Source organism: Pelagicoccus enzymogenes (assembly GCF_014803405.1).
GTDB classification, from domain to species: domain Bacteria; phylum Verrucomicrobiota; class Verrucomicrobiia; order Opitutales; family Opitutaceae; genus Pelagicoccus; species Pelagicoccus enzymogenes.
Genome location: NZ_JACYFG010000007.1, coordinates 184703 through 202036, shown reverse-complemented (window position 1 = coordinate 202036; position 17334 = coordinate 184703). Strand labels below are relative to the sequence as shown.

The following is a 17334-nucleotide window of genomic DNA, read 5'->3' as shown; positions in this document are numbered from 1 at the left end:
ATGAGCGTAGCATTCGATCGCGAGAGCCTCGCCCGTATCACTTTCGCCACCGGTTTCACATTCCTGCTTGTCGCTGCCTGCCTCGGAGTGGTGCTTCGCCTGCAAATTCTGGATCCGATCGCTCAGATCGACTATCGCTACCTCCTGCACGCCCACTCCCACACCGCATTTCTTGCTTGGGTCTTCAACGCTCTCCTTGCCGTTACCATCCGGCACCTCGCGACCGACAGGCAAATCGCCAGCTTCCGCATCATCTTCTACCTGCTGCAAGTCGCGAACCTCGGAATGCTCTGCAGCTTCCCCTTCCAAGGATACGCCCTCTGGAGCATCACTTTCTCCACTCTCCACATGGCGACCAGTTTCGTATTCGCGTGGAAGATCTTTCACGATAACAAGCTGCCGACGCTCGGGAAGAAATTCCTTCGAACCGCCTTGTTGTTCATGGCCCTCTCCAGCGTCGGGCCCCTTTCCTTGGGCCCCCTTGGAGCTTTTGAGCTGCGCGATTCGCCCTGGTACACGCTTTCCATCTACTTCTACATGCACTTCCAGTACAATGGCTGGTTTGTCTTCTTCCTGCTTGCTTCCGTTGTAAGCCTCCTACGCTCCAGAAAGGTGGAAAGCGCGTTTGCCACCGCTTACCCCTACCTCACAGCAGGCTGCCTGCTTTCCCTTGCCCAGGCAGCGATCTGGACTGAATTCTCCTACCTAGTGAACCTAGCTTCTCTCACTGGAGCGATCCTGCAGCTGGTCGGCTGCGCCATTATTCTTTCTCGTATCCACAAATCGGATTCATCTTTCATCGCTCGTTTTCCAAGACAAGAAAGAGCGCTCCTTCGAATCGCTCTTGCCTGTCTTATACTGAAGTTCGGATTCCAGTTCGCAGGCAGTCTTCCAGGGCTTGACGCCTTGACCAGCCACCGACACGCCGCTATCGGTTTTTTGCACCTAGTCTTTCTCGGAGTCGTTACCCCAGCGCTTTTCGCATGGGGAGTTTCCAACAAGTGGATACGTCGTTCAGGACTTACCACTGTCGCGCTCGTCCTCTACCTTCTGAGCTTTGCGATCGGGGAACTCTCGCTGTTCTATGTCCCACTAGCCACCCTCTCCCAGTGGCCAACCTTCCCGCAATCGCCAACTATCCTTGCTGCATCCGCAGCGATATCCGCCTTTTCGATAGCTTGCCTGCTGACGCAAGTGAGACTGAAACCCGAGAACGCAGCTCGCTAAGCTGACGGCAGACTCACGGCGGATAAGCGCCAGCGAGGAGCTAACAAATGATCCAAGGGTGGCCAACCGCCTCACCCGACAAAAATTTCAATCGGTGATTGGAGAGGCTTAACACAAAAGCGAATTTTAAGGGAGGGCAGCGATCCTAGTCTCTTTCCGAATTGTCGTCGCCGAAGGGGTCCTGTTCGCGTTCCTGCGCAGCGGAGCCGTTCACCTCCAGCTCAAGAGCCTGTATCCCCGAAATCGTCTTCGACTCAAGGGCGCTGGGCCCATAAACCCAGCTAGCCAGAGATATCACGAGCAACTGCTTCGAAACGCGCTGACGCCAGATCGAACCGCCAGCCCTTACCGTTTTCAGAATTTGAGGCAACTCCGTCGCCAACAATCCCCTCAAACTAAAAGGCAGCCATGACTCGACAGCCAACAAGGCTTCAATCTCCTCGACTCGCTTCGCGATTCTCCGGTTCAACGAACCGCTTCTCTTCCCAGAATTTCCCATTTCCGATTCCATCCTCTTTCCTCCCCTCAACGCTCAATACGCATCAACTACTTCAGGTTCCCTCGAATTTACCCCCGTTCGCCTGGTAGGCCCCCGTACCGCCGGGCAACGCACGCTGCAAATCCGCGATCAAATCTTCGGGCGCTTCCGTTCCCACCGAGAGGCGAATCAAGCCATCGGTAATGCCAGCCAAGCGCCTCGCCTCCGGATCCATTCCGCGATGACTGGACATGGCAGGCCGCGTCGCCAAACTTTCCATACCACCAAGGCTTACCGCATGCGTTATCAGTTGCATGCGATCAAGGAAGCGGTCTGCAGCTTCGCCGCCTCCTGAAAGCTCAAAAGCTAGAAAGCCGCTTCCGCCGGACATCTGCCGGCCAAAAATCTCCGCTTGTCTCTTCCCTCCGTTGCCAGGGTAATGCACTTTGGATACAGCTGGGTGTCCCCTAAGCCAGTCAGCAATAGCCCGACCGTTTCGGTTATGGGCCTCCATGCGCAAGGCAAAGGTTCTCATCCCTCGCAGAACCAGCCATGCCTCCATCGCATTCACGGTTCCACCCAAGTTCTTGTGAACCCTTCGATCTTGCGGCGTCAGCTTTTCTCGCTTTACCAGACAACCTCCCACCACGTCAGAGTGCCCATTGAGGTACTTTGTCGTTGATTGTACCACCCAATCGGCACCGAACTGGAAAGGCTGCTGGTTGAAAGGTGTCGCCACCGTATTGTCCACGATCACTGGTGCCGCCTTAGAGCGGGCAGCCTCGATGGTGGCCTTCAAGTCGATTAAACGCATGAGCGGATTCGATGGCGTTTCTAGCAGCACTGCGCCTGCATTCCTCACCGCATCCAACCAGCTGGCTTCTTCGCTCGGATCCACGACCGCTACTTGCAAGCCATAGGTTTCCGACAAGATGGCCAGCAATTCATGGCTACCACCATAGATGTCCGGATGCGTCACCAACTTTCCACTACGCCCCGACATCGCAATCGTGACGGCGCACAGCGTCGCCGCATTGCCCGAGCTCGTCACTAGGGCTCCACCACCGCCTTCCAAGGAACTTATCGCCTCCGCAAGCTTCTCCACCGTCGGATTCCCAAAACGCGTGTAGGCATGGCCAGGACGCTCCCCTGAGAAGATCGACTCCGCATCGGCGGCGCTTCCCAAATTGAAAAGCGTGCTCTGCACAATCGGCGGCACGTAGGGCTCGTTCCCTTCAGGGCGCCCACCGAGGTGGGAGCAACGCGTTCGCAATCGGTTCGACCTGTCATCGCTTTCCATACTGGGGCTAAGACTAACAGTCCCTCTTCGCGTGCCAATATTTATATCGCATTACGTTATTAAATTAGAAGAACGAATCGAGCGCTTCACTACGCAGTGAAGCTTAGGATCGAAATTCAATAAAAATGAAAATGCTCCACCCTCGCCTCTTGGCGGCGCGATAATCAGGAGGCGACCGTGCAAAAACCTAAACCTCGCAAAGGTATTCGGAGACAATACCGGAAACCGTTTCCACAGCCCTTATCTTGAACCCGCTGCGCTCGAGCAATCCTCGCATGATCCAGTCGTAGGTGGAAAACTCCTCGCGGAAATGACCAATCGCGTCCTCACGCAAAAAGGCGCCTCCCAAGGCCTCCTGCTGGGCGACAAATCGCGATACACATGCAGCCGCTCCCGTATCCGACATCACCACATCCCGCAGAAAAAAGCGACCGCCTTGTTTCAAGGATTGCCTCACACGCTCGAGCGCGACGCCCTTCCAATAGTCGGGCAGGTGATGCAAGGAAAAGCTGCTCGTCACCGCATCCAGACTTCTGGCTGGCAACTGAAAATCGAGGTAACCCGCGTGCTGAAAGCGCAGCTCGACACCTCTCTCTACAGCTTTCTCCTTGGCGCGTCCCAGCATGCTCGCCGAGACGTCTACCGCGACCACCGAATGCCCTTCTCCCGCGGCGGCGAGGGCGAACTCGCCGGTGCCGCATCCGATGTCAGCAATTGAAGCGCCCGACGGCAATTCGAGCTTCTTTAGCAGGGCTCGGTTTTCAGCGTCAACATTGCGAAACTGAGCGTGCGAGGAGTCGTAAACCGCCACCTCATCCGCCAGCGTGTAATCCTTTCCAACCTGACGGTATTCGTCGTACTTCCATTCTTGATACATTTTTGAATCCTTTGATGAATCGATTCTGAAAAGGCTTTGCAGCACGTCCACCCGAACGAACCTGCAACGCGGTCGCGAACTGCGCGTTCCGCGCTGCAGGAATCGTCGATCTTAAATAGCGACTTCTTGTTCCACCTGCTCGTGAATGGCCTCCGAATTCGCTCCACCTGGAGGAACCATTGGGAAAACCTTGTGAGTAACGTCGATGGGCACGTTGATCAAAACAGTCCCCTTCGCGTTCAAGGCTTCTTCCAAGAGGGCTTGCGGGTCTTCCGTCTTCGCCAAGTCGTAAGCGCCAACGCCAAACCCGCGGGCGATCATGCAGAAGTCGAGGTGGCTACTGAAGTTCGAAGCGAAGATATTCTTCCCATAGAACAACGTCTGCTGTTGGTGAACCAAGCCCAAGGAGTTGTTGTTGCAGAGAACAACCTTCAAGTCCGCGCCTTCCTCAGCTGCCGTAGCCAACTCCTGGATATTCATCATCAAACTGCCGTCACCGGAGAAGCAAACGACCCGCTGCTTCGGAGCCTCCAAGGCTGCGCCAATGGCCGCTGGCAGTCCAAAGCCCATGGTTCCCAAGCCGCCTGAGGTCAACCAACGACGCGGCTGCTCGAACGCGAAGGCCTGGGCGGCCCGCATCTGGTGCTGCCCGACGTCCGTCGTGACAATCGTATCCTGCGGGCAAATACGCTGCGTCTGCCGAATGATCCCGTAGGCGGAGGTCGGCGACTCCCGATCCGGCATTTCCATGGGAAAGTCACGTTTGAGCTCCGCGATTCGTTCCATCCAAGCTTCCCGGCGACGAGCTCGCGTCGCGGGAGCCAGTTCCTGCAAGGCGGCGTTCAAGTCTGCCTGGATCCCGACATGGGCCGTCTTGATCTTATGCAGCTCGGCGTTGTCGATGTCGATGTGGACGATCTTGGCGTTGGGACAAAACTGGGCGACCTTGCCAGTCGCTCGATCGTCGAAACGGGCGCCTAATGCGATCAAGAGGTCGCACTCTTCCAAAGCTTTGTTGGTGTACCGCGCCGCATGCATCCCGAGCATGCCGATAGACTGCGGATGGCTGGCAGGAAAAGCACCTAATCCCATCAACGTAGTCGTAACGGGAGCATGGATACGCTCCGCAAACTCCAAGGTGCGGGCTTCCGCTCCGCTGTGAATAGCTCCGCCGCCGAGATAGATAATCGGGCGTTCCGCTTCGTCGATCATAGCTGCCGCTTCTCTGATGGCTTTGGCTTCGATCGCCGACTCGAGCTCTCGTCGTCCCGGTTCAGGCCAACGCTCAACTTGGATACGCTCCATTTGCACATCCTTCGGGATATCGATCAAAACCGGCCCCGGACGGCCGGAGTTCGCTACGCGAAAGGCTTCCGGAATGATTTGGAGCAGCTCTTCAGCAGATTGGGCGAAGTAGCTGTGCTTGGTGACGGGAAGACTCAAGCCGAAGGTATCGATCTCCTGGAACGCGTCCGTGCCGATCAAGCTCTTGGGAACCTGTCCCGTGATGCAAATCACGGGTATCGAGTCCAGCTTCGCATCTGCCAAAGCGGTAATGGTGTTGGTCGCGCCCGGACCCGAGGTCGCGAAGAAGACCGCCGCCTCCCCCGTTACTCGGGCTTGGCCCTGGGCAATAAAGCCGGCTCCTTGCTCGTGGCGAGCGAGGATGTGCCGAATCTTTCCGCTGCGCGACAAGGCGTCGTACATGGGGAGGTTCGCTCCGCCGGGGATGCCGGCTATGCGTTCGATGCCCTGTCGTTCGAGCAATGCGATGAGTATTTCTGCGCCTGTGTAGTTCATTTTCGGATTCAGTTGATTTTGATTTTTTTATCACCGACCGATTCCGACGAAGGCATCCGAAAACGAACAACCCCGCCGGTTTCGCGCCGGCGGGGTTGTTTCGTTAAAAGCTGTTTGCTTCGATCAACCTCTCGCTGACGCGGTCCATCCGACCACGACCACCACGACCACGTTCACTAGCACGAGGTTGAGAAGGTTGCTGGACTTGATTGCGGATGGTTTCATCTTGTGAGGTTGACTCGACCTTCATCGGACAAGATCGACGAAGGTTGAAGCGAAAAAGGTTTCCGGACTGCGCGATGTCAAGCCCGTTTAGAAATCGTAACGGGATACGTACCGATCCTAGCCCCTGCTCAATGCCGCGTCAGATGAAACTCTCCCCGCAACATGCGAATGCAATTCATGTAAGCCCGAGCGTCATGGTAATTCGCTTTCCAGCGATAGGCCTTCGCTCGCGAAGCGGCGAGCGGATCGCTGTCTAATCCGACGGACATCCACCCCCCGTTCACGGGGTCGATTTGGTATTCCTTGATGTAAGCCCATTGATCGGCAAAGGCTTGCCAGTACTTTGGCTCCTCCGGGTACAGCTGGGACATCAAAAGCAAAGCGTTTAGAGACTCCGCCGCGATCCACCAAATCTTGTTGGGCATCACCACTTCCAAAGGGCCACTTTCCTCGAAGTAGTATCCCCCTTCGTACAGGGATCCCAGTCGCTCGTCCCAACCGGTCGCCAATGCATGGTCCACCAAAGCCTTGGCCGTTTCGGCAGTTTTCGCATCCACCTCGCCATGCAGCGCTTCCACAGCCTCCAACATAAGAAAAGCCGTCTCCACATCGTGCCCCCAGGAAACGTGGTCATACGCCAGTTTGCCGAGCACCGCGTCCCTCCCCTTGTCACGAAAACTCAGCGGCTGCCAATCCCGCTCGAAAATGAGATGGAGATAGCCGGGCTCCTGCACGAAGCGGTCGCGTACGATCTCCAGCATTTGCTGCAAGCGCTGCCGTAAATGTTCGTCCGGCCAAACCGTATATAGCGACGTATAGCTCTCCAGAATGTGGATGGAAGAATTGTAGTCCTTGGAGCCAGACGCTAACGTATCCCCATTTCCAATACGTTTTCGCGTCCAGTCTCCATCTAAGGACAAATCGTCGACATAGCCTCCAGCTTCGGAGTCCCAAGCGAATCGGTCCAACCAGAGAAAGGCTTTCCTAGCGTATTCGAGTGCTTCCTCGTCTCCAGTCGCCGCGTGGAAGGCTGAGAGCGCATAGATCGAAAACGACATCCCGTAAGCTGACTTTTTTTCTCGCTCGATCGGGACCCCTGCCTGGGTAACCGCTTCGTAAAAGCCGCCGCGGTCGTGATCCCACATCTGCTCGATCAAGAACCGCACCCCATGCCGGGCCTGCGCGGAGTAGCCGGTATCCCCTTCGAAAAGCGCGAGCTGCGACAATACCCATATGTGACGCGATTGGCCGACGAGGTACTTGTTCGTCTCCTCGTTTGCTTGCCAAGCGTTGTCGAAGCCAGTCACGTATCCGCCGTGCCGCTCGTCCACGGAGCGCGGATACCAAGCGTTGACGAGGTCGCGCTGGAAGGACGCTTCCAGTTCGGACAATATTTCCTGCCTCGTCCCGGCGAGGCCCGAAGGACAAGCGCCGCAGGTCAGAATACAAATAAGTAGCCAGTAACGCATCACAGCAATACCGCCAGCAAGAGCCTATTCTCCGTGCTCTTTCTTTTCCGATTCGCTCATGTCGATCATTTCGACCTCTCCCATTGAGATCTTGCCGCTGGTGTCGCCTTTCACGGTAGCGATCTTGTCCATTTGCAGGCCGATCACCCCCGCTATCGCCTCATTCATCGACTCGAAGGCCGTTTCAAAACCGACGCCGACGGCCCGCGTGTTATACCGCACCCGCCAAACTTGCTTGAGCTCCTTTTCCTTCAGGAGATGCTGATAGTCGAAAGCGTTCAATATCACGAAGTAACGCTCCTCCTCGAGGGCATCCCACAGCTCCTCGTCCGGCGTGTAGCCAAACGGACCCCTGCTTCTCAACTTCCCTTGCAAGCCAAGAAGGGCCATGTTCTTGGACCGCTGGGAGTTGTTTCCCGTACCCAAACTTTGGCCGCCTCCGGCGCTCGCTCCAGCGCTCGTAGGAGCTGACTGCACCATGATGGCATTTTGGCCTCCCCCCGCGGGCACGAGATTCCCCCCGCTGCTCGCTTCGTCCATGGCCTCGGCGCTCATCATGTCGCTAGCCCCGGAAATGCCCTGCAATTCCCCCCAATCCGGATCCAAGGAGGTCCGTCCCCAAGAAACCATGATCAGCAAGTCGCCCAAGTTGCGATCCACCTCGGGATACATCTTACGCTTTTTCAAAGTCTCCGCCAAGGATTCGAACAAGTCTTCGAATCCGAGGGTTTCCAGGCCACGGTCCCGCGTCGTGCCCCCGTGAAACTTGCCTTTGATGAGGTGGTAGGTCTGGTACTCGAGCTTCTCCGCCCGCTCCATGTACTCCACCTCCGCCTCCGCGTTGACGATAATATTGAAGCGCTTCGCGGAAACGGAGGTCCCCGCGAGGAGGACTCCAAACAGGACAAGCAGCAGATTCCTTGGCAACGCGGGGTACATAGGGGGGGGCGATGGTGCGGGTTAAACGGTGAATTGACCGTCCCTGTATATCACCTGACTTGAGCCGTCTTTCAAGTACGCTGTTACGGTTCTGTTCGAAGTCGCCACAATATCCGTGTGCACCACCGAATTGTTGTAGCCCATTTCCGCCCATTCCTTCTCGGAAACGCTCGACGGGTCACCGGTATAGGAGTCGCGATAGGCCGAGCCCACCGCAATGTGCGTGTTGCCGTACTCGCCGCCTACATTCTCGTCGTAGAGCGTCTCTCCCATGAACTTGGTGATGCGAGAGAAACGGCGATCGGTAAGGGAAAACTCGCCGGCCTTGTCCGCATTTTCGACTGCGATCATTTCCTTGAGCAGGTCCTCGCCCTTGCTCGCGGTCGCCTTGACCACCACGCCGTCCTTAAATTCCAAATACGCCTTCTCGATCAAAGCTCCGTATCGGTAGAGCGGTTCCGTAAACTGGATACGCCCTTCCGTGCCACGCCAATCTGGCGATACAAACAGCTCGAAGCTCGGGATATTGCGTCCCGATCCTCCCAGCCACTTGCGATTGTCCCCCAGTTTTACCCAGAGATCGGTGTTTTCAGCTTCGATGTGCAGCTTCTCGATCTTCAGGGCATCGAGCTTGTCCTTGTAGGAGTACAGCTTCTCGTAGAGTTCCTTCCACTTTTCAGCCGGCTTCGCTTCCCTTAGATAGCAGGCTTCGATGATCTGCTCCCAGTACTCCTCAAGGCTCATGCCAACCTCGTCAGCCATTTGCTGGGTCCCCCACATGGCCAAGGTCCAAGTATAATTGCCCGCAGACTCCTTGGCCCGCCGCCAATCCATGTACGGCTTGAGGGCCTTCTGGGCTGTCATGATCTTCTTCGAGTCGATGCCATCGAGCTCCTTTTTGTTCGTCTCCGCCAAGATCGCAACCGTGTGGTCGATCTGGTCTACCGTGCCCCGGTGAAACTTTTCCGCGAAGAAGCTGAGCTGCTCTTCGTTGGCCAATTCGAAGAACTCGCGAGCCATGTCGTCCGGAGTGAAAAACACCAAAGGGTGAGCGCCCGCCTTCAGCACCGCTCTACGCAGGGCGACCAAGAAGGGTTTCGCGACCTCCGGCACTCGCAGCTGCACGACTTCGCCGGGCTTTACGCCCTCTCCGCTGTTGAGGGCGAAGTTAATCATAACGTCCGCGTACTTTTCCAGAATCTCCTCAGAAGGCTGATAACTCATATGGCAAGAGACTTAGTGTTTCGGAGAAAAAAGCAAGGTCACCGAAGCTCGCTCAACTGCATGGGCTCGCTTCTATCCTTCCTCCGGATTGGCGACCGCCACGAGCTCGATCTCAACCAATGTTTCCCCGTCTTCGAAACCGGCGACCTCCACCAAGCTCAAAGCCGGACCACCGCCCTCGCGATAGACCAGCAAGCGCGCCGCCTTGGCCTTCTCGTAGTCGCTCCCCTGCTTGAGGTAGACGCGTTCCTGCACCACGTCCTGCATGCGCAAACCGTAGTTGCCCAGGACCGACTGAAGCCTGATGTAGATGGTGCGCAGCTGCTGCTCCAAGGTTTCGCCGGGCGAGCTCATGGCGGCGACGAAAACCACGCCACCGACCCGCACCGCCTGAGGCGTGCGCATCTCCTTGTCCACTTCGGAAAAGAAAAGAGGCTCGCGAAAGCTGACCTCCTCCTCTTGCCCGGAAGCCCACGGCGCCAAGACGGCCAAGCACAGCGCCAGCGCCCCAATATTCACGTTGAAACTCATAGTCCGCACTCTAGCATAACGACCTCCTCACGCCAACTCTGCCGATCGGCTAAACTTCAAACGTATCTTCGACGATACTCATAGCCCATGGTTCCAACTCCTCCCATCGTTGCCATCCTCACCGACTTCGGCGAGAGCGACTGGTACGTCGCCTCCGTCAAGGCCGTGTTGGCGCGTCTCTGCCCCGAGGCAAAGCTCATCGACATCACCCACCAAGTCGAGCCGGGCAACATCCGATCAGGGGCCTTCATCCTCTCCCAGTGCTACCACGACTTTCCTCGCGGAACCGTCTTCCTTTGCGTCGTAGATCCCGGAGTGGGATCCTCCCGCAAGCCAATCATCCACTTCGACGGCGACTACCATTTCGTGGCGCCCGACAATGGACTGCTCTCCCTGCTCGAATCCGGCATGTGCCGCACCTACGAGATCGAACCCCATCGCTTCGACGCCCAAGTGCGCGAGAGCAACACCTTTCACGGCCGCGATATCTTCGCGCCTGCCGCAGCCTTCTTGGCCAATGGAGTGCCACCCAGCAACTTTTGTACGGCCCTGCCCAAGTTCGCCCACGAAGGAATGGATTTTCCCGAGGTGACGGAGCTTCCCATGAAAGGGAGCACCCTCTACTTCGACCAGTTCGGCAACGCGATTACCAGCTTACGCATCACACGTACCAGTCCCAAACCGGAAGCCGTCGTATTGAAAAATGGAGACAAGATCCCCTTCGGACTCTCCTTCCATAGCGTCCCCAAAGGCAAGCCGGTCGCCTATCTCGGATCCGGCGGATTCCTAGAAATCGCCGTCAATCTGGGCAGCGCCAGGGTTTCGCTCAACCTCGAAGACGAATCGGACTTCGAACTCGTCTAAGCAGCGCATCCCGTCTCTCCCACCCACCAACAAGAGGTCGCCTTGCGGGAAAACTAGCTGCTGATCCTCTCGCCAAGATCAAGCAGAGCGTCGCAAAACTGGGCAATACGGCCACCCACGCTCTCGCTCATCGCCTCATCCTTCCAGTCGTTTGGAGCCGCATAGACGAAGCGAGGCAATACCAAGGTCCGGAAATCCAACATCAAGCTGTTCGCAAGCGGCATAACAGACATGTAGCTCATGGCTCCACCCGCCGCGCAGAGAAAGCCAACAAGCTTGTTTTCCATCTTCCGACCAGCCAGCTCCACCGCGTTCTTCAGCGACGCGTTTACGTCGTAGTTATAAATTGGAGACGCGAGGACATAAACATCCGCCGCTTCCATGCGCTTGTTCAGCTCGATTGCGTAGGGGTCGCCATAAGCCGCTCCACCGTCGCAGAGCGGCAACTCCATTTCTTGCAGGTCAATGAAGTCGACTTCTACCCCGCTGCGCTTCCCCAAGAGCAGTCGAGCGTGTTCAGCCATCAACCGGCTGCGGCTTTTCGGATTTAAACTGGAGCTGACAATCGCGACCTTCACGGAAAAGGTTTCTCCACTCCAGCTAGGCCATGTCAATCCCTCAGCCCCCGAACAGGAGCGAGCGATTGGAAATTATTGTGTAAGAGTGCCGCAATAGCCGGTCTTTCCGCTTCTAGCTGCTATAGAGAAAAGACCCCCAGAGTAACACGCTACCCCACCATGACAACTCGTACCCTGATCAATGCAGCTCTCGGCTTGGCAACCCTAAGCCCTCTCACTCTAGCCTCCCCACTCGGAGACTTCGCAAACAACCTCGACGTCGGAGCGCCGAAGCTAAGCGGCAACGCCAGCTACTCCCCCGAAACGCAAAGCTATACCTTGTCCGGGGCCGGCCAAAATATGTGGGCCGAGAAAGACGAATTCCATTTCGCCTACCGCAAACTGGAGGGCGACTTCATCGTTCGAGCCACCGTGGAGTTCGAGGGAGAAGGCGTGGATCCACATCGAAAAATCGGTATCATCGCCCGGAACACGCTCGACGCGGATTCACCCTACGCCGACGCCTGCGTGCACGGAGACGGACTCACCTCGCTGCAGTACCGCGAAGTCAAAGGTGGCCCAACCGCCGAAGTCGGCAGCCCCTTGACCGGTCCCACTGAAATTGAACTGCAACGCGAAGGCGATCGATTCACTTTTTCCGCTGCAGCCTTCGGCGAGGTCTACCAGTCCGTCAGCAAGCAAATCGATTTGAACGACGAGCTCTTCGTCGGGCTCTTTATCTGTTCCCACAATCCCGAGGTCACCGAAACCGCTCGCTTTCGCAACGTGCGAATCGTTCTCCCCGCCGCTCCCGACTTTCGCCCCTATCAGGACTACATCGGAAGCCGACTCGAGATCATGGAGGTAGCCACCGGTTCCCGCAAGGTTCTCGCCACCTTCCCGAACTCGATCCAAGCTCCCAACTGGACCCCGGACGGCAAGACCTTGATCTACAATTCCGAAGGCAAGCTCTACACCTACACCCTCGAAGACGGAAGTATCAACGAACTGAATACTGGATTCGCGAACCAAAACAACAACGACCACGTCCTCTCCTTCGACGGAAAGCAAATCGGAATCAGCCACCATGTAGGCGAAGCCGGCACCTCGGTCATCTATACGCTCCCCGTTTCAGGCAGCGACACGCCGCGGCAAATCACCGACCCCTCGCGTGGCCATTCCTTTCTCCACGGCTGGTCGCCAGACCATAAGAGCCTCATCTTCACTGGCCAACGCAATGGCCAGTTCGACATTTGGTCCATCGACATAGACAGCAAAAAAGAGACTCCCCTCACGCAACTACCCAGCTTGGACGACGGTTCGGAGTTCTCTCCAGATGGTCGCCATATCTTCTTCAACTCGGTGCGCAGCGGCAACATGCAGATTTGGAGAATGAAGGCGGACGGCAGCGAGCCGACTCAAATGACCTTTGACTCCTACAACAATTGGTTCCCGCACGTCGCGCCCGACGGCAAATCCTTCGTCTATCTCGCCTTCCCATCTGACATCGATCCCAACGACCATCCCTTCTACAAGAAAGTCTACCTCCGCCACATGTCCATCGAGGGAGGGAACGCTAAAACCATCGCCTACCTGTACGGGGGGCAAGGCAGCATCAACGTGCCCAGCTGGTCGCCAGACAGCACGCACATCGCCTTCGTCAGCAACAGTCGCCCGCTGGACTGAGACCTGCCTACTTGACTGCTCCCGCCCGCTTAGCGTCGTCCCAATCCGGCACCTCGGCAATTTTCGAAGGGTCGGAGGGAACGATTGCCACGGCGAGGGCGTCTTCAGAATTCAAATACCGACGGGCGACCTGCAAAATGTCGTCCGACGTGATAGTGGACAGCAGGCCTTCCTTGTACTGCATCGCTCGCTCCACGATCGTCGGATACTCCTGGACCCCATAAAGCACGTTTTCCAGCAAGTAGGTATTGTCTTGCCAAGCTTGCTTGAGCCCTTCCTCCAGAGGTGCAACCGCAGCCCGAATCTCCTCCTCGCTTGCTGGCGCGCTACTCAGCTGGTCCCCGATTTCCAAAACCACGTCTAGCAAGCTATCGGCATCGCTTTTCAAGCAATCCACATCCGCCCGAATGTGACGTAGCGTATCGTAGGCCGAAAAGGTGACATAGCGAACCGACGGCGAATAGCTAGCTCCCATTCCCTCCCGAACACGCTTACGTATTCTCGATTCAAATACATTGCTCAAAACGTAGAGAGCTGCGCTCTCGCGCGTAGTGAGCTTGTCCTGGATTGTCCAAACAATCACAGAGGCCGCGCTATCGCCCATCCCGTTTCGGTACTCGATGGTCTGCTTGCCGGAGCTTGGGCGCGTACGCAAGGACCGGACTGCAGCGAAATCGGCCTTCGACTCCCGCCGAACCGGCAACGAACCGATGGTTTCACCGAAAAGCTTCAGAAGTTCGGCCTCGTCGACGTCTCCCACCACAGCCACTTCCAAGTAGCCTTCCTTCAACGCGCTCCCCAGCCAATCCTGAGCCGCATCACGGCGTACATTCACGATATCCAAAAGCGAGGGAGCATGGAAACGAGGCTCTTCGGGGTAGAGCATGCGGTAGAGGTCTCGATACCCTTCGTTCATGCCGTCCGGCTCCAGTTCGCGGCTTTGCTTGAACTTCGACTGGGCCACCTCGAAAGCGCTTTCGTCGATCGTAGGGTCCCAGAGAAATTCGGATACGATCTTCAGAAACTCGTCGAGACCCTCCACCGGCGCCACGCCGCGATAAGTGAACGCGTCGTGATCTTCCACCCCGAAGATGAAGGAGCTCACGTTGGAGCGAAGTTCCTTGTAAACGTCCTCGATGTCGTGGTTGCCGAAACCGCTGCGGAAAAGCGCCCCCATAGCCAAGGCATGCGTCCCCGGGTTGGAATCGTTGAACGCCAACATTCCGCCTCCCACCCTGACCAAGGCTCGCACCGTGTCCTTCTCGTTTTCGGTACGCAGGAAGGTCAGTCTCGCGTTGTTGGAGAAGCGATAGGTCTTGGCTCCGATTTCCTCGATCACGCTCGACTCGACGATGGTACCGGGATTGCCGAACTTCGTGTATTCAAATTCCTCGGGCAATCTCGGAACGAAAGGCAAAACGGTGTACTTGCGGTCTTCCTTGAATCGACGCTTCAAAGCGACGCCATCGAACGACTTGCTCAAGTCGCCCGCCATAAAGTAAGACATGCGCTTCAATTCCCAAACCTCCCGAAACGCAGCGTTCAGTTCCTCCAAAGTCAGCGACTCGATAAACGCGTCCATCATAGCGGAAAAGCGATCCGTGGACATGTAAACCCGTTCGTTAGCGATGCTTTCCACCAAGTCGTCCACCAGCATGCGAGGCTCAGCGGTCTCGTAACGCGACGCAGCAGAGCGACTCGATTGCAGCCAAGTCTTTCTCACGTAATCCAGCTCCTGCTGAGTGAAGCCATAGACCAAAGCTTGCCGCAGCAGTTGATCCATCCAAACGAAGGCATCCCACCAGAATTCGCCTCCTGAGCTAATGCTCAGTTGGCAGTAAGGAATCCCAAAGATACGGTTGTAGTTAGCAAAATCGTCGCTCATGCCATCGATCAGCTCGCGGCAACGCTCGTTGAAAATCGAGGTGGCGAAGGAGCGCTTCGTGTCTTCCTTTCGCTGCTCCCAACTGTCGCCGGAGTCCCGCTCCATCCAAGCTCGCGAAACTTCCAGCGTGTAGCGCTCGACCCCTTCTACTGAAAGCTGCCCGGTACGAAATGGTTTCGGTCGGTCCAGACGCCCGATCTTCCGCTTGGGAACTCGCTTGCGGGGAGTCTCCATGTCAGCAAACGCTTCCGCAATCTGCCTTTCGAACGAATCCGTATCGACATCGCCCACCACCACCAAGGTCATCAAATCCGGACGGTACCACTTGCGGTAGAAGGCCTTCAATTCCTCGATCGAGGTATTCTTTACCACCGATTCCAAGCCAATCGGGCTGCGCTCCGCCAAGGCCGTTCCGGAAAAGGAAAAGCGGAACGAGGCCTCTGAAATTCGAGCGCTCGGGGTGTCACGGGCCTGCTTTTCACGTAGAATGACTTCCCGCTCATTCTCGACTCGCTCCGCATCGAAGAGGATTCCGTCCGCATAATCTCGATACAGCTGCAAGCCTTGGCGAACCAAGCCCTCGTCGTTCTGGGGCAACTCCAAGTGGTAGACCGTTTTGTCGTGGTAGGTAAAGGCGTTGACGTCCACTCCGTAGCCCATGCCCAGCTTCTGGAAAAACGCGATCATCTCGCCGGGCTTGAAGTTGCGTGTCCCCTCGAACGCCATGTGTTCGATGAAGTGAGAGAGGCCTTGCTCATGCTCTTCTTCGTCCAACGCGCCTACCTTTACTACTAGACGCATGCTCACCAAGCCGGGCTTGGCGTCGTGCGGCTTCAGAGCGTAGCGAAACCCGTTTTCCAAGTGCCCCCAGACGATGCTTTCGTCCGGAGTGAGCTCACTTAATTCGTGCGCCCACTTCTCCCGCTTCGCATCGACTGCGAACGGCAGCTGCAGTAACAGAAAAACGAATACCGCCGCGCTACGCCAAGATCCCCATCCCACACGCATTTTCTAAGCCTACTCGGAAGGAAGGGTTACGATGCTGATTCGCTGGCCGCGTCCTCCCGACTCCTCACTGCTTTGCTCTGGAACGGCGATTACGATGTTCCCGCTCTTGAGCTCCATGAGGGCGATCTTTCCGGGAGAGGAAAACTCGTGCCGCGGACGGAAACGCAAGGGGCGCGTGTCGCGCTTGCCCTTGGGAAACATTAGCTCTCCCGAGTTGCCGGCCAACAGGACCCTGCCCTTCGGCATGATCTGAATCCCGGTCAAGGCGCTCAAATCCCGCACGATCGTCTGCATGGAAGAGATGCCTTGGTACTGTCCGGAGCTGATGCGGAAAACAGAGCCACTCGGTCGCCCTTGGGTGTGGTTGGTTACGAAATAGAGCATGTCCTCCTTAGCGCGGAAAGTCATGTCCGTCGGGAGACTGGTGGTGCGAATCAGCTCCGCCTTCTTGGGAGCCCGCTCGGAAAGGAGGTTCTCCAATTCAGCGGCTTCGATGCGCCAAATTCCCGGGCGGCCGATCTGCTTGCGCTCGAACATGTGTCCGCCTACTCCAGATTCACCGATGTAGAGGTTGCCCTCGTCGTCGAAGCAAATGCTGGAGGGGGAAAGCAAAGAAAGCTCGTCCTTGAGTCGAATCCTGCTGTTGGGGCCTAGGTCGATCGACTTTATTTCCCGTCCCGTGTTTGGATCCAGCACGATCAGCCCTACCATAACTCTGGCGAGATCGCGCATGGGACGTCCGGCCTCGTCTTGCACCAGCGGAGTACCGACCGCTAAGAAAATGGCACCCTTGGGGATGCTGCCAAAGCGGATTGGCGAAAAGTCGAGATCGATCGGAGCAGTTAAGTTCCTGATAAATCGCATGTTGTTCACGCTCACTTTGCCGTCCGCATCGACCGCCAGCTTGCTGATGAAGCTCTGGCTGCGAAGCGTGCCCGCTTCGCCCTGAGCATGGTTGACCACGAAAAGGTAGCGCCCATCCGGGCTGAAAACTGCAGCGGTAGGCGTCAAGAAGCCGTCGAGCTGCTGGGAAATGACCGGGCGGTCTTGGGCCGGCAAGGTGCTGGCAATTGCGAGAGAGAGGAAGCCGAGCGTGGCGAAAAAGCGTCTAGTTAGGTTCATACAGTCTGATTTCGGGGCGGTCAGCGACCTGAGTCGCCTTCGGTAACTACAAGTGAAAACGATGCGCCGAACCTCCTGCATGCCAAGCCTCCTTTTGCAAGGCCTTCGATGCTTCCCCGATACCGAAGGAGGACAAAGCGGG

Annotated in this window: 14 protein-coding genes; 3 read left to right on the top strand and 11 right to left on the bottom strand. The window is 56.8% G+C overall.

Annotated features, from left to right (window positions below; genetic code table 11):
- A complete protein-coding gene (locus IEN85_RS06820) occupies positions 1-1227 on the top strand; it encodes a hypothetical protein (protein ID WP_191616335.1) in 1227 nt (408 codons plus the stop codon).
- A 145-nt stretch (positions 1228-1372) separates the two neighbouring features.
- On the opposite strand, the gene IEN85_RS06815 is transcribed toward IEN85_RS06820, so the two are convergent.
- The 8 genes from IEN85_RS06815 to IEN85_RS06780 form a co-directional block, all read right to left on the bottom strand.
- Entirely contained in the window at positions 1373-1696 is a 324-nt protein-coding gene (locus tag IEN85_RS06815; protein ID WP_191616334.1) for a hypothetical protein, read from the bottom strand.
- A gap of 82 nt (positions 1697-1778) precedes the next feature.
- Positions 1779-3005, bottom strand: coding sequence for a trans-sulfuration enzyme family protein (locus IEN85_RS06810; protein WP_191616333.1), 1227 nt, complete (start codon positions 3003-3005; stop codon positions 1779-1781).
- A 187-nt stretch (positions 3006-3192) separates the two neighbouring features.
- A complete protein-coding gene (locus IEN85_RS06805; protein WP_191616332.1) occupies positions 3193-3882 on the bottom strand; it encodes a class I SAM-dependent methyltransferase in 690 nt (229 codons plus the stop codon).
- Between the two features lie 111 nt (positions 3883-3993).
- On the bottom strand, positions 3994-5682 hold the full coding sequence (ilvB, locus tag IEN85_RS06800; protein WP_191616331.1) for an acetolactate synthase large subunit: 1689 nt from the start codon (positions 5680-5682) through the stop codon (positions 3994-3996).
- Positions 5683-6035: 353 nt separating this feature from the next.
- Entirely contained in the window at positions 6036-7298 is a 1263-nt protein-coding gene (locus IEN85_RS06795) for an AGE family epimerase/isomerase (protein ID WP_224772493.1), read from the bottom strand.
- 102 nt (positions 7299-7400) lie between these two features.
- Positions 7401-8303 carry a hypothetical protein gene (locus IEN85_RS06790; RefSeq protein WP_191616329.1) on the bottom strand — a complete coding sequence of 301 codons (903 nt, stop codon included), beginning with the start codon at positions 8301-8303 and terminating at the stop codon, positions 7401-7403.
- Between the two features lie 33 nt (positions 8304-8336).
- Positions 8337-9539: an aminopeptidase gene (locus IEN85_RS06785; RefSeq protein ID WP_191616328.1), complete on the bottom strand. Its 1203-nt coding sequence runs from the start codon at positions 9537-9539 to the stop codon at positions 8337-8339.
- A 72-nt stretch (positions 9540-9611) separates the two neighbouring features.
- On the bottom strand, positions 9612-10070 hold the full coding sequence (locus IEN85_RS06780; protein WP_191616327.1) for a RidA family protein: 459 nt from the start codon (positions 10068-10070) through the stop codon (positions 9612-9614).
- An 87-nt stretch (positions 10071-10157) separates the two neighbouring features.
- Between IEN85_RS06780 and IEN85_RS06775 the strand changes: the two genes are divergently transcribed.
- Positions 10158-10934, top strand: a complete 777-nt coding sequence (locus IEN85_RS06775; RefSeq protein WP_191616326.1) for an SAM hydrolase/SAM-dependent halogenase family protein — start codon at positions 10158-10160, stop codon at positions 10932-10934.
- A gap of 53 nt (positions 10935-10987) precedes the next feature.
- Here the strand turns inward: IEN85_RS06775 and IEN85_RS06770 are convergent, their stop codons facing one another.
- The gene (locus tag IEN85_RS06770; protein WP_191616325.1) at positions 10988-11512 is read right to left on the bottom strand and encodes an NADPH-dependent FMN reductase; all 525 of its coding nucleotides are present in this window, start codon (positions 11510-11512) and stop codon (positions 10988-10990) included.
- A gap of 159 nt (positions 11513-11671) precedes the next feature.
- On the opposite strand from IEN85_RS06770, the gene IEN85_RS06765 reads away from it, so the two are divergent.
- On the top strand, positions 11672-13177 hold the full coding sequence (locus IEN85_RS06765) for a TolB family protein (protein ID WP_191616324.1): 1506 nt from the start codon (positions 11672-11674) through the stop codon (positions 13175-13177).
- Between the two features lie 7 nt (positions 13178-13184).
- On the opposite strand, the gene IEN85_RS06760 is transcribed toward IEN85_RS06765, so the two are convergent.
- Together IEN85_RS06760 and IEN85_RS06755 are read right to left on the bottom strand one after the other, a co-directional pair.
- Positions 13185-16070, bottom strand: coding sequence for a M16 family metallopeptidase (locus tag IEN85_RS06760; protein ID WP_191616323.1), 2886 nt, complete (start codon positions 16068-16070; stop codon positions 13185-13187).
- A gap of 9 nt (positions 16071-16079) precedes the next feature.
- Positions 16080-17192, bottom strand: coding sequence for an SMP-30/gluconolactonase/LRE family protein (locus IEN85_RS06755; RefSeq protein WP_191616322.1), 1113 nt, complete (start codon positions 17190-17192; stop codon positions 16080-16082).
- Between the last annotated feature and the right edge of the window lie 142 nt (positions 17193-17334).